We start from the raw sequence: 11,657 nt of genomic DNA, 5'->3' as shown, positions 1-11,657 counted from the left end.
CCCCCCCCCCGCTCCTCGGTCGGCATGATCTCGCTGCCCTCGAACATCTCGGTGGAGATCGAGACGGCGTTCGAGGTGTCCTGATGCGGCCGGCGGGACGCGGGCCGTGCCGGGTCAGAGGATCGCGTAGATGTCGTAGACCGGTCCGGTCGGCGGACGCTGGCCCACCCCGACCGCGATGAGGCGGTTGAGCCACGCGAGGTCGGCCGCGCCGGTCTCGAACCGCACGGCCGTGCGGAAGTAGTAGGCGGCCGGCTCCACCGCCTCGCCGCGGCCGAGCCGCTCCATCACCTCGGGCGAACCGGCGCGCAGGCCGGTGTACTGGCAGTAGATCAGCCCGCCCCCGCTCTCCCGGAGCGTCAGGCGCACGTCGAGATGCGTCGTGCCGTCGGGCTCGACGCGCAGCCAGTCGCCCGCGCCGCCCGCGGCCACCTCGCCGCGCAGGCGCGGGCCCTCGAAGGTGCCGCCCGTGACCGGAACGATCCGGAGCGTCCCGCTGCGGGTCGGGCCGACCACCTGCGGGGCCGCGACCGACAGGCTGAGGCGGAACAGGAATTCGGTGTTGAGCGGGAGCGGGGCATCCATGCTGACCTCCTGGCGCTGCGGCGGAGCTGGCCCCTTGAACATCACGGCGCGCGCCCCGGCAATCCGGCGCGCGGCTCCGGCGGCTTCGGATCCGCGCGCGGTCCTTGAGGGTTTGAGCAGGGAGGCGCCGCCGCGACCGCGGCCGGCCCCAGGAGCCTTGCGATGGACCCAGACGCTTCTCCCGTCGTCATGCTGGTCGAAGAGGAGGCCGCCGAGCGCGAGGCCGTCGCGGACCTGCTCCGTCAGAGCGGTTTTGCGGTGGTGACGGCGCCGACCACGGATGCGGCCCTGTCCGCCCTGGCGGCGGATCCCGGCATCCGCGGCCTCGTGGTGGACGCCCACGAACCCGGCCCGTTCGACGGGCACGAACTCGCCCATCGCGTGCGGGCCTCCCTGCCGCATGTCGCCGTCGTGGTCACGTCGGGCCATTCCGACGATCCCTCATGGTCCGTCCCGGACGGCGCGGCGTTCCTGCTCAAACCGGATCTGGTGACCGGGCTCGCGACGACGCTCTCGCGGCTCATGGCGGGCGAGGCGCCGTGAGGCCCTTCGGCCGCGGGCCTTCGGCGGTCCGGCCGTGAGCGCGGGGCTCGACGCGCTGCGCCGCGAGGCCGGGCGGATGCTCGACGCGCTCGGCCGCGGGCCGCAGGAGACGCCCTCCCGCATCCTCGCCGAGTGGCCCGGCGCGCGGGTGCGGGCCTATCACGCGCCGGGGCAGGGCGACGGCCCGGCGCTGCTGATCTGCCCGGCCCCCTTCAAGCGGCCCTACATCTGGGACCTCCTCCCGCCGGTGAGCGTGGTGCAGCGCGCGCTGGCGCGGGGCCTGCGCGTCTACCTGATCGAGTGGCGCGACCCGACCGCCGCGGACGACGGATGGGGGCTCGCCGACTTCGCCGAACGCCTGCCCGCGGCGGCGCTGAACGCCATCGCGGCGGAAAGCGCGGCGGAGACCCCGGGGGTACTGCCGGTGATCGCCGGCCACTCGCTGGGCGGCACCCTCGCGGCCATCTTCGCCGCCCTGCACCCCGACCGGGTCGGCGGCCTCGTCCTGGTGGACGCGCCGCTCGCCTTCGGGGCGGAGGGCGGTCCGATCGCCCGCGCGGCGGCGGCGATCCCGCATGCGCGGACCTTGCGCGCGGCTTTGGGCGCGCCGGTGCCGGGCTCGGCCATCACCGCCCTCAGCCTCGGGGCGGCCCCCGACGTCTTCCGCCTTCAGCCCCTGGCCGACTTCGCCGCGTGCCTGACCGACCCGCTCGCGCTCACGGTGCATCTGCGGGTGGCCCGCTGGGCGCTCGATGAATTCCCGCTGCCCGGGCAGTTCTTCGAGGACGTCGTGGACCAGCTCTACCGCGAGGACCGCTTCCGGGCCGGCACGCTGCCGATCGGCGGGCGCGAGATCGGGATCGCGGCGTTGCGCACCCCGATCCTGGCGGTGATCAACCCGGCCGGCGGCGTCGTGCCGCCCTCCTCTCTGGAGCGGGGCCTGGCGCTGATCACGCGACCGCCGCCGGAGACAATGACCTACGCGCCCGGACCCGGCCCGATGCTGCAGCATCTCGGTCCGCTGGTGGCTCCGGCGGCTCATCTGACGCTCTGGCCGGGCATCCTCGACTGGATCGCCCGGCGGGCGGGCAACGCCCCGGCCGCTACGGGATGACCCGCTCGGCGCGCAACTCCGCCATCTGGCGCATCATCATCTCCTCGTCGTCCACGATGGCGTGGAAGCCGTAGCGGCGGATCTTGGTGGTCTCGACGAGGCTGTCGTAGTCGGCGTGCCACTGGAAATCGCCGAACTTCCACGCCACGAGGTCGCGGTAGGCGATGGGCGTGAGACCGTGCGTCTCGGTCATCCGCGCCCAGAGCGGCGCCTTGTCGGCCATCTGTTCGGCGAGGCGCAGGGTCTGGACCGGCCCGCAGGGCAGGTCGAACCACGCGGCGAGGCACGGCCACAGGTGCTCCCAGCGGAAGAGGCCGCCGTTGGTGACGTTGAAGATCTCGCCCGCGCAGGCCGGCTCCGTGGCGGCCCACAGGGCGGCTTCGGCCAGGAGGTCGGTGTCCACCGCCTGCTGGATCGCCCGGTAGCCGCCCGGCGTGCCGGGAAAGCGCAGCGGCAGGCCCAATTCCTTCGAGATCGACGCGTAGACGCCGATCACCGCCGTCATGCTCATCGGGCTGCCGGCGGCAAAGCCGTAGACCGTGCGCGGGCGCAGGGCCGACCACGTCCAGCCCGCCGCGCGGCTCACCGCGCGCAGGAAATCCTCCTGGTCGTAGTAGAAATTCGGCGGCATGTGGCGCGGATCGGTCTCGCGCGCCGGCGTCTTGAAGGGACCGAGATGGGTGCCGTAGGCCTTGGTGCCCTGCATCAGGCTGACATGGGCGAGGCTCGCGCTCGTCCGCTCGATCCGGCGCACCACCGTCTCCAGCATCGCGAGGTTGGGCGCGACTTCTTCGGCCGGGCTCGGCCGCTCCGCGTAGGCGGCGAAAAAGACGTGGCTGACGTCGGAGAGCCCCGCGAGCTTTTCTTCCGCGTCGGCCGGGTCGAGGAGGTCGACCGGGATGAAGCGGGCGGGGGAGGGCGCAGGCGGCGCCCGCCGCGACAGGGCGGTGACGCGCCAGCCCGGCCGGCCGGCGATGTGGCGGACGAGACCCTGACCGACGACCCCGAGGCCGCCGACGACGAGCGCGTGCGGCATGTCAGCCCCGCGGGTTCAGGTGGTGGAGGGGCAGGCCGGAGCGCTCCCACGGCATGGTGGCGAGCCGGCCGGTGGACGAGAGGGTGATGAAGGCCGTGGCGAGATCCGGCCCGCCGAAGCAGATGTTGGTGGGCCAGCGCTCCGGCATCGGCACGTGCCGCACGGACGATCCGTCCGGCGACACGATGCTGATGCTGCCGCTCACCAGCGTCGCGACGCAGATCCCGCCGTCGGCCTGGACGGCGAGCGAGTCGAAGCGGTGATAGCCCGGCAGCCCGGCCACGAGGCGCCCGCCGTGCGGGGAGGGGAAGGGCTCGCGGCGGATCTCCCCCGGCCCGTCGAGGTCGAAGGCCCAGAGCCGCGCCGTCTCGGTCTCGGCGACGTAGAGAATGCGCCCGTCCGGCGAGAGGCCGATGCCGTTCGGGGTGAGGATCGGAAACACGATCTCCCGGATCAGGCTGCCGTCCGCGCGGGCGTAGTGGACCGCGCCGCGGTCCTGCTCGCGGGCCCGCACCTTGCCGAGATCGGTGAAGTAGAACCCGCCGAGGCCGTCGAACACGAGGTCGTTCGGCCCCTTGAGCGGGCCGTTCGTGCTCTCGGTGTACAGCACCTCCACGGCGCCGGTGGCGAGGTCGACGCGCTCGATCCGCCCGCCCGAGTAATCCTCGGCCTGCCCGATCGGGCGGTAGCCGCTCGGATCGCCCGGCGGGGTCCAGCGGAAGCCGCCGTTGTTGCACAGGTAGCAGCGCCCGTCCGGGCCGATGGCGGCGCCGTTCGGCCCGCCGCCGGGTTCGGCGACGATGGTCTTGGTGCCGTCGGGCGCGATCCGGGTGAGCGTGCCGCGGCCGATCTCGACCACCAGCACGGAGCCGTCCGGCATCGCCACCGGTCCTTCGGGAAACAGGAGCCCCGAAGCGATCTCGCGCAGGCTCTCCGGAACGGCGCTCATACCGGGCTCTCCTCTGCGGTGCTCTCCTCGGAGGCGGGGTGGTGGTTGCGCAGGCGGTTGGCGAGGCGGTCGGGGATGTCGAGCGGGAAGCCGAGCAATGCGGCCGAGAGCGCCTTGCCGTAATTGTCGAGGCAGAGCGAGCGCGAGACGCCGCCGCCGAGCGCCCCCTCGGCCACGAAGTTCAGGACGCCGAGGTGATCGACCGCGTAGCGGCTGACCGGTCCGGTCACCATCCCGGCGTAGAAGGCCCTGAAAGCCTCCGCGGTGAGCTGGTCCTTGAGGTAGGGGTAGAGGTCCGGCTCGTAGGCGATCACCGTGACGTTCGAGGTGTTGCCCTTGTCGCCGGAGCGCACGTGGGCGACGTGCTGGAGGGGCAGGCGCATCAGCTCAGGCCTCGTAATAGGTGATGACCGGCGTCACCGCCTCGCGCGGCACCAGCGAGGACCACACGCCGATGATCTCCCGGGTGCGGTCCTGGTGCGGCACGCGCTTGCCGGTCATGCCGACCCCGGAGACCGCCATGCCGTCGACCTCGCGGCCGACCTTCAGGGCCTCCTCGCGGGTCCGGGTGCGCGCCGCCACCCGCACCGCCACCTCGTAGGGCTCGGCTCCGCGCGGCGAGAGGCCGCCGTGGATGGCGTTGACGCCCACGAAATCGATGCGGATTTCCTCGGCGTCGAGCCCGACGATGCGGAAGCGCTCCTCCAGGATCCGCTTGGCGAGCTCCGCCCGCCGCAGCGCCCCCGGCCCGGCGTAGAAGAACATGTCCTCGCCGATATGGCCCTCCTGGCAGGCGATCGAGACCTTGAGGGTGGGGGTGCGCGGCTGGCTGGAGATGCCGCTCACCCGGACGCGGTCCGGGCCGACCTCCTCCAGCTGCGTCGTGGTGAAATCCACCACCACGTCGGGCGTGATGTAGCGGCCGGGATCGTGCACCTCGTAGAACAGCTGCTCCTTGAGGGTGCGCAGGGTCACGGCGCCGCCGCTGCCGGCCACCTTGGTGATCACCGCGCTGCCGTCGCTCTCCACCTCGGCGATCGGGAAGGCGAGGTCCCAGGGCTCGGGCACGTCCTTGAAGCCGGGATCGCAGAAATAGCCGCCGGTGACCTGCGCGCCGCATTCGAGCACGTGGCCGATGCCGTTGCCGGGGCCGAGGCGCCCATGGTCAAGCGGGTCCCAGCCGAATTCGTGCATCATCGGCGCCATGAACAGCGACGGGTCGGCGACCCGGCCGGTGACGACGATCGCCGCCCCCTCCCGCAGCGCCCGCACGATCGGCTCGGCGCCCATGTAGGCCTCCGCCGAGACGATCGAGCCGGCGAGCGCCGCGGCGGGCCGGCCGTCCTCCATCAGCGGGCCGGCGATGTCGAGGACGCGGTCGGTGATCAGGCTCCCCGACACCGCCGCCACCACCGTGCCCTTCGGGGCGCCGCATTCGCGCAGCCAGTGCACCATCCGCTCGGCGGCGCCCTCCGGATTGATCCAGCCCTGGTTGGAGATGATCTTCGTGCCCCGGCGCAGGCAGCCGGGCAGCACCCGCTGCATGCGGTCGTCGAGATAGGTGTCGTAGCCCGGGAAGGACGGGTCGCGGCGCTTGCGCACCTGGGCCGCCGAGACGGTCGCCTCCGCCATCGTCTCGAAGCAGAGGTAGTCGAGGTCGCCCTCCTCGGCATTGCGGCGGGCCGGCTCCAGCCGGTCGCCCCACCACGCCGAGCCCGAGCCGATGCGCAGTCCCGTCATGTCTCCTCCCCGAGACGATGCCGCCGACAGTTGTTCCGTCTGGCGAAACGATGAAGCGGCACTATCCGCTGCACTCGCGAAGAAACCGGCAAATCCGTTCCTTCCGTCGGAACGATCTTGACAGGTCTTCCGCCAGACGCAACCATCTTCGCAACGGGCCGACACGACGCCCGACCCCCGGAGGAAACGTCACATGCGGACACCGGTGTGGGTGCGCGCGCTCGGCCTCTGCGCGCTGGTTCTCGGGGCCGGCGCGGCGCGGGCTCAGGAATCGATCAAGATCGGCTGGCTCTCCTCGCTGACCGGGCCGCTCTCCTCGGCGGCGATCGCCGAGAACCAGGGCGTCCAGTTCGCGGTGGACGAGATCAACCGGGCCGGCGGCATCAACGGCCGCAAGCTCGAACTGCTCACCCGCGACACCGCGGGCGAGCCCACCAAGGCGGTGAACCTCGCCCAGCAATTGCTGTTCAGCGACAAGGTGCAGTTCATCATCGGCCCGGTGAACTCGGGCGAGTCGCTCGCCACCGTGCCGATCGTGGCGCGGGCCGGCATCCCCAACATCGTCATCGGCTCGATCGACGAGCTGATCGACGCCAGGAAGTACCCGCTGGCCTTCCGGGCCATCAACACCAACACGCAGTGGATCTCCGGCGGCAACGCCTACGCCCTCGACGTGCTCAAGCGCCGCAAGGTCGCGGTGATCGGCGACACCTCGGGCTACGGCACGTCGAGCGCCAAGACCGCGGCGGCGCTCCTGGAGCAGGCGGGGGTCAAGCCGGTCTACTCGGTGCTGATCGACCCCAACAAGACCGACCTCACCGACGAGATGACCAAGGCCCGGGCCGCGGGCGCCGACGTGGTGATGCCCTGGACCGCGGCCACCGGCCTGATGGCCCGCATCCTCAACACCCGCGGCGACATGGGCTGGGACGTGCCGGTGGTGGGCCACCCCGCGGTGATGGCCCTGCCGATCAAGGGCCTGCTCAACAAGCCGGACTACTGGCAGAACGCCTTCGCGGCCGGCTACCAGAGCACCACCTACGTGGACGGCAAGCTGCCCCCGCGCACCCAGGCGCTCATCGACACGGTGAAGCCCGCGCTCGGCGGCAAGATCGACTTCACCTTCTGGTGGGTCGCACTCGGCTACGACACCGTGAAGATCATCGAGCACGCGGTGAAGAAAGCCGGCTCCACCGAGCCGCAGAAGATCAAGGCGGTGCTGGAGGGGACCAAGGACTTCCCCGGCGTCTACGCCACCTACACGTGGAGCCCGGAGAACCACAACGGCTTCCCCGACCGCAACATCGTGGCCAACATCGCCAACACCTTCCGCGACGGCTGCTACGACGCGGCGCCGCGGTGACCCGATACGCTCGTCCTCCGAACCAGGGAGGGGACCGCCGCGCCTCGCAGGGAGCCGCCCCATGCTCGCCGTGATCGTCTCAGGGCTGGCCATCGGCGCCGTCTACGCGGCGACGGCGCTCGCCTACAACGTGATGTACTCGACCTCGAAGGTGCTGAGCGTCACGACCGGCCACCTCTGCATGCTGGGCGGCGTGTTCGGGGCGTGGTTCATCACCGGGCTCGGGCTGCCGGCTCCGGTGGGCCTCATCGGCGCGGTCCTGGTGGGGGCGCTGTTCGGCGGGGTCACCGAGATCGTCGGCGTGCGCCGGGTGCTGGCGCGCTCCGACGAGCACCTGTGGCTGCTCTCGACGCTCGCGCTCGCCACCATGCTCCAGCAGGCGGTCGGCCTGTGGTGGGGCACCGAGCCGAAGCCGTTTCCCCGCCTGATCCCGCAGGATTTCTCGGCCGGGCTCCTCGACCAGAAGTACTGGCTGCCGATCCTCACCGTGCTCATCATGACGGCCGGGCTCGAAGCCTTCTACCGCCTGACCCTGTGGGGCAAGCTGTTCCAGGCCACCTCCGAGGACGCCTTCGCGGCGCGCGCCCGCGGCATCCCGACCGACCGGGTGCGCCTCGCCTCCTACCTGCTTGCCGGGGCACTCGGGGGGCTCGCGGGCTTCGCGGCCGGGCAGCTCACCTTCGCGTTCTTCGCGCTCGGCCTGTCGCTGACCCTCAACGGCTTCATCGCGCTCGCGGTGGGCGGGCTCGGCAGCAACCTCGGCGCGCTCTTGGGCGGGGCGGGCCTGGGCCTGCTCTCGGCCTTCGCGACCTACTGGTTCGGGGGCGAGTACCAGCAGACGATCGCGGTGGGGCTCTTGATGCTGGTGCTCCTCGTGCGGCCCGAGGGGCTGCTCGGCGCCAGGCGGGTGCGGCCGGTCTGATGCGCGCCTCCGCCTCTGGCCTCTCGCTGGTCCTCGCCGGCCTCGCCCTCGTCACGCTGCCCTGGTGGTCGGGCGACCTCTACCAGCTGCACCTCGTCTCGCTCATCGGCGCCTACTGGGTGCTGGTGGCGGGCCTCAACCTCGTGGTCGGCTTCGCCGGCCAGCTCTCGATCGGGCATGTCGGCCTGCTCGCGGTCGGCGCCTACGGCTTCGCGGTGCTGGCCGGCACGCTGGGGCTCGACCCGCTCCTCGTCCTGCCGCTCTGCGGCGCGCTCGGGGGCGCGGCGGGCCTGCTGCTCGGCCTGCCGTCCTTGCGCCTGCCGGGCTTCTACTTCGCCATGGCGACGATGGCCTTCGCGCTCATCGTCACCGAGCTCTCGCTGGCCTGGGGCGGGCTCACGGGCGGCGGCACCGGGCTGTCGGTGCCCGGCTTCCCGGCACCCTTCCACACGCCCTGGGGCCAGTACTGGCTGATCCTCGCCATCGGCGCCGCCGTGACGGCCATGACCTGGGGCATCGCCCGGCGGATGTGGGGCCGCGCCCTGATCGCGGTGCGCGACAGCGAGGTCGCGGCGGCCTCGGTCGGCATCAACGTCTTCCGGGTCAAGCTCACGGTGTTCGTGTTCTCGGGCGTCACCGCCGGCATCGGCGGGGCGCTGTTCGCGGCGCTCCAGACCTACATCACGCCCGACACCTTCGTGTTCGAGATCGGGCTGTTCTTCTTCGTCTGCATCATCATCGGCGGGCGCGGCAGCATCCTGGGCCCCCTGATCGGCACGGCGGTGCTCACCGCTCTGCCCGAGCTGGTGGCGCCGCTGGCCAAGCTCGGCACGTTCTTCTACGGGCTGACCCTGCTCGTCGTGGTGCTGCTGGTGCCGGAGGGCATCGGCCGGCTCGTCGAGGTGCTGGCCGCCCGCCTGAAGGGCGAGCCGCACCGCAGCCACGAGGTCCGCCCCGACCTCGCCCGCCTGCGCCGGGCGCTCGGCGCCGCGCCGGCCGATGCCGGTCAGCCCGCCGAGGCGCCGGCGCTCGCCCGGGAGGCCCTGCCGTGAGCGCCGCAGCAGCCCTGCCCACGCCCACCGCGAAAAGCCTCGCGGCCGAGTCCGTCACCAAGCGCTTCGGCGGCGTCACCGCCCTCGACGCGGTCTCGCTCGACCTGCGGCCCGGCGAGATCCACGGCCTGATCGGCCCCAATGGGTCGGGCAAGACCACGCTCCTCAACCTGCTCTCGGGCTATTACCGCCCGGATGCGGGCGAGGTGCGCCTCGACGGGGAGGCGCTGTCGCGCCGCTCGGTGCAGCGCCGCCCGCGGCTCGGCATCGCCCGCACCTTCCAGAAGCCGCGGCTCCTCGGCCACCTCACGGTGCTGGACAACGCCATGCTGGGCGCGTGGCGCGACGTGCGGGCGGGCTTCCTCGCCACCGCGCTCGGCCTGCCGGCCGTGCTGCGCGAGGAGAAGGGCCTGCGCGAGCGGGCCGCCGACCTCGTGCACGGGGTCGGGCTCGGCCACGCGATCGGCCGGCGGGCGAACCTGCTGGAGCATGCCGAGCAGCGCTTCCTGGAGATCGCCCGGGCGCTCGCCCTGCGCCCGCGCTTCCTGCTCCTCGACGAACCGGCCGGCGGCCTCACCGGGGCCGAGATCGCCCACCTCGCCGACATCGTGCGCACCATCCGCGACGGCGGGGTCGGCGTGCTCCTCGTGGAGCACCACACCGACTTCGTCTTCCGGGTCTGCGGCCGGGTCACCACCCTCGACCGCGGGCGGCTGATCAAGCACGGCACCCCCGACGAGGTGCGCAGCGACGCGGAGGTGGTCCGCGTCTATCTCGGAGCCTGACGATGTCCCGGCCCGGCCCCGTCCTCCTCGACGTCGCGGACCTGCACGTGGCCTACGGCAAGGCCCACGTGGTCCACGGCGTCAGCCTCGCGGTCCATGCGGGCGAGTTCGTGGTCGTGCTCGGGCGCAACGGCGCGGGCAAGAGCACGATCCTGCACGCGCTCTCGGGGCTGATCCCCAAGCAGCGCGGGCGCGTCACCTTCGGGGGCACGGACATCACCCGCGCGAGCCCGGGCGAGATCGTGCGGGCGGGCCTCGTGCAGGTGCTCGAAGGCCACCGGGTCTTCACCAGCCTCAGCGTCGAGGACAACCTCCTGATCGGCACCTATGCGGGCCGCGGGGCCGACGCGCGCGCGGGCCTGGAGCGGATCTACGCCGACTTCCCCGAACTCGCCGAGAAGCGCCACCAGCAGGCCTCGCGCCTCAGCGGCGGCCAGCAGCAGATCCTGGCGGTGGCGCAGGGGCTGATCGCCGAGCCGCGCCTGCTGATCCTCGACGAGCCGTCGGGCGGGCTCGCCCCCGTGGTGGTCGACCGCATCCTCGACGTGGCGAGCCGGCTCGCGCGCGGCGGGACGGCGGTGCTGCTCGTCGAGCAGCTGGTGGAGAAGGCGCTCAGGCACGCGGGCTACGGCTACCTCTTGGAGACCGGGGCGGTGGCGGGCGAGGGCACGGCCGCGGCGCTGCAGGACAGCGCCCTGCTGCGCCGGATCTATCTCGGCGGAGCGGAGGCGGCCTGACCGCATGGCGCGACGCAAGGCCGCCGAGGGACCGCAGGCCGTCCCGCCCTCCGAACCCGCGGCGGAGCCCAACGCGGTGCAGAAGGTCTGCGCCCTGCTGCGGGCGCTCGCGGGGCCCGGCCCGCGCCGCCTCACCGACCTCGCGGCCGAGACCGGGCTCAACAAGGTGACGGCCCTGCGCATCCTCGACACCCTGGCCCAGGAGGGCTTCGTGGCGCGGGTGCCCGGCGAGCGCGGCTGGCGGCCCGGGAGCGAGTTGCTGGCGCTCGCCGCCAGCGCCGGGCGGCCCGACGACCTGAGGGCGCTCGCGCGCCCGAGCCTCGTGCGGCTCGCCGAACTCTCGGGCGACACCGTGCTGCTCTCGGTGCGCAGCGGCGTCGAGGCGGTCTGCGTCGAGCGCGAGATCGGCCCCTACCCGATCCGGGCCAACTACCTCGACATCGGCAGCCGCCGGCCCCTCGGGGTCGGGGCGGGCGCGCTGGCGCTGCTCGCGTGGCTGCCGGACCGGGAGGTGGAGGCGATCCTCGGCATCGTCGCGCAGCGCCTCGACGCCTATCCGCGCCTGGGCCTGCCCGAGATCCGCGAGGCGATCGCCGCCGCGCGGGCGCGCGGCTACGTCATCCTGCTCGACCGGGTGGTCGACACGATGGGCGCCATCGGCGTGCCGGTGCGCGACGAGACCGGCCGCACGGTCGCGGCCCTCAGCATCGCGGCCCTCACCGCGCGCCTGCACGAGCGGGAGACGCTGCTCGCCGAGGCGCTGGCGCGCGAGGCCAACCTGATGGAGCGCGAGCGCGTGCCCGCGCGGCGGCAGGACCCGGCATGAAGGAG

13 protein-coding genes are annotated in these 11,657 nt (G+C 72.9%); 8 read left to right on the top strand and 5 right to left on the bottom strand.

The window, feature by feature from the left end; translation table 11 throughout:
• Positions 1 to 114 precede the first annotated feature (114 nt).
• Positions 115 to 585: a DUF3237 domain-containing protein gene (locus tag ACKUB9_RS10310; protein WP_407521426.1), complete on the bottom strand. Its 471-nt coding sequence runs from the start codon at positions 583 to 585 to the stop codon at positions 115 to 117.
• Between the two features lie 162 nt (positions 586 to 747).
• On the opposite strand from ACKUB9_RS10310, the gene ACKUB9_RS10305 reads away from it, so the two are divergent.
• Complete coding sequence (locus ACKUB9_RS10305) at positions 748 to 1,128, top strand: response regulator (RefSeq protein ID WP_407521428.1); 381 nt, start codon at positions 748 to 750, stop codon at positions 1,126 to 1,128.
• A gap of 34 nt (positions 1,129 to 1,162) precedes the next feature.
• Complete coding sequence (locus tag ACKUB9_RS10300) at positions 1,163 to 2,242, top strand: alpha/beta fold hydrolase (RefSeq protein WP_407521430.1); 1,080 nt, start codon at positions 1,163 to 1,165, stop codon at positions 2,240 to 2,242.
• On the opposite strand, the gene ACKUB9_RS10295 is transcribed toward ACKUB9_RS10300, so the two are convergent.
• The 4 genes from ACKUB9_RS10295 to ACKUB9_RS10280 are packed head-to-tail and all read right to left on the bottom strand — an operon-like array spanning position 2,232 to position 5,967.
• Entirely contained in the window at positions 2,232 to 3,278 is a 1,047-nt protein-coding gene (locus tag ACKUB9_RS10295) for an SDR family oxidoreductase (protein ID WP_407521432.1), read from the bottom strand. The two genes, ACKUB9_RS10300 and ACKUB9_RS10295, sit on opposite strands and share 11 nt — an antisense overlap.
• Before the next feature lies 1 nt (position 3,279).
• The gene (locus ACKUB9_RS10290) at positions 3,280 to 4,227 is read right to left on the bottom strand and encodes an SMP-30/gluconolactonase/LRE family protein (protein ID WP_407521434.1); all 948 of its coding nucleotides are present in this window, start codon (positions 4,225 to 4,227) and stop codon (positions 3,280 to 3,282) included.
• Positions 4,224 to 4,610: an AtuA-related protein gene (locus ACKUB9_RS10285; RefSeq protein ID WP_407521436.1), complete on the bottom strand. Its 387-nt coding sequence runs from the start codon at positions 4,608 to 4,610 to the stop codon at positions 4,224 to 4,226. Before ACKUB9_RS10285 ends, ACKUB9_RS10290 begins: the two co-directional genes overlap by 4 nt.
• Before the next feature lie 4 nt (positions 4,611 to 4,614).
• Positions 4,615 to 5,967: an acyclic terpene utilization AtuA family protein gene (locus ACKUB9_RS10280; protein ID WP_407521438.1), complete on the bottom strand. Its 1,353-nt coding sequence runs from the start codon at positions 5,965 to 5,967 to the stop codon at positions 4,615 to 4,617.
• Between the two features lie 193 nt (positions 5,968 to 6,160).
• Here ACKUB9_RS10280 and ACKUB9_RS10275 point away from each other — a divergent pair, with 193 nt between their 5' ends.
• From ACKUB9_RS10275 to ACKUB9_RS10250, 6 genes are all read left to right on the top strand, one after another.
• Complete coding sequence (locus tag ACKUB9_RS10275; protein ID WP_407521440.1) at positions 6,161 to 7,330, top strand: ABC transporter substrate-binding protein; 1,170 nt, start codon at positions 6,161 to 6,163, stop codon at positions 7,328 to 7,330.
• A gap of 61 nt (positions 7,331 to 7,391) precedes the next feature.
• Positions 7,392 to 8,252 carry a branched-chain amino acid ABC transporter permease gene (locus tag ACKUB9_RS10270; RefSeq protein WP_407521442.1) on the top strand — a complete coding sequence of 287 codons (861 nt, stop codon included), beginning with the start codon at positions 7,392 to 7,394 and terminating at the stop codon, positions 8,250 to 8,252.
• Complete coding sequence (locus ACKUB9_RS10265; RefSeq protein ID WP_407521444.1) at positions 8,252 to 9,304, top strand: branched-chain amino acid ABC transporter permease; 1,053 nt, start codon at positions 8,252 to 8,254, stop codon at positions 9,302 to 9,304. The genes ACKUB9_RS10270 and ACKUB9_RS10265 overlap by 1 nt, the downstream gene beginning before the upstream one ends.
• Positions 9,301 to 10,089, top strand: coding sequence for an ABC transporter ATP-binding protein (locus ACKUB9_RS10260; RefSeq protein WP_407521446.1), 789 nt, complete (start codon positions 9,301 to 9,303; stop codon positions 10,087 to 10,089). Before ACKUB9_RS10265 ends, ACKUB9_RS10260 begins: the two co-directional genes overlap by 4 nt.
• A 2-nt stretch (positions 10,090 to 10,091) precedes the next feature.
• A complete protein-coding gene (locus ACKUB9_RS10255) occupies positions 10,092 to 10,826 on the top strand; it encodes an ABC transporter ATP-binding protein (RefSeq protein WP_407521448.1) in 735 nt (244 codons plus the stop codon).
• Positions 10,827 to 10,830: 4 nt separating this feature from the next.
• Complete coding sequence (locus tag ACKUB9_RS10250) at positions 10,831 to 11,652, top strand: IclR family transcriptional regulator (RefSeq protein ID WP_407521450.1); 822 nt, start codon at positions 10,831 to 10,833, stop codon at positions 11,650 to 11,652.
• Positions 11,653 to 11,657: the final 5 nt, after the last annotated feature.

This window comes from Methylobacterium oryzisoli (assembly GCF_046557895.1).
GTDB lineage: Bacteria > Pseudomonadota > Alphaproteobacteria > Rhizobiales > Beijerinckiaceae > Methylobacterium > Methylobacterium oryzisoli.
The sequence above is the reverse complement of the archived record's forward strand: the minus strand, read 5'-3'. Positions and strand labels throughout refer to the sequence as shown.

Coding starts and splice junctions, on each gene's coding strand:
- ACKUB9_RS10310 (WP_407521426.1), bottom strand. CDS start 585: ATGGATGCCCCGCTCCCGCTCAACACCGAATTCCTGTTCCGCCTCAGC.
- ACKUB9_RS10305 (WP_407521428.1), top strand. CDS start 748: ATGGACCCAGACGCTTCTCCCGTCGTCATGCTGGTCGAAGAGGAGGCC.
- ACKUB9_RS10295 (WP_407521432.1), bottom strand. CDS start 3,278: ATGCCGCACGCGCTCGTCGTCGGCGGCCTCGGGGTCGTCGGTCAGGGT.
- ACKUB9_RS10290 (WP_407521434.1), bottom strand. CDS start 4,227: ATGAGCGCCGTTCCGGAGAGCCTGCGCGAGATCGCTTCGGGGCTCCTG.
- ACKUB9_RS10285 (WP_407521436.1), bottom strand. CDS start 4,610: ATGCGCCTGCCCCTCCAGCACGTCGCCCACGTGCGCTCCGGCGACAAG.
- ACKUB9_RS10280 (WP_407521438.1), bottom strand. CDS start 5,967: ATGACGGGACTGCGCATCGGCTCGGGCTCGGCGTGGTGGGGCGACCGG.
- ACKUB9_RS10275 (WP_407521440.1), top strand. CDS start 6,161: ATGCGGACACCGGTGTGGGTGCGCGCGCTCGGCCTCTGCGCGCTGGTT.
- ACKUB9_RS10270 (WP_407521442.1), top strand. CDS start 7,392: ATGCTCGCCGTGATCGTCTCAGGGCTGGCCATCGGCGCCGTCTACGCG.
- ACKUB9_RS10265 (WP_407521444.1), top strand. CDS start 8,252: ATGCGCGCCTCCGCCTCTGGCCTCTCGCTGGTCCTCGCCGGCCTCGCC.
- ACKUB9_RS10255 (WP_407521448.1), top strand. CDS start 10,092: ATGTCCCGGCCCGGCCCCGTCCTCCTCGACGTCGCGGACCTGCACGTG.
- ACKUB9_RS10250 (WP_407521450.1), top strand. CDS start 10,831: ATGGCGCGACGCAAGGCCGCCGAGGGACCGCAGGCCGTCCCGCCCTCC.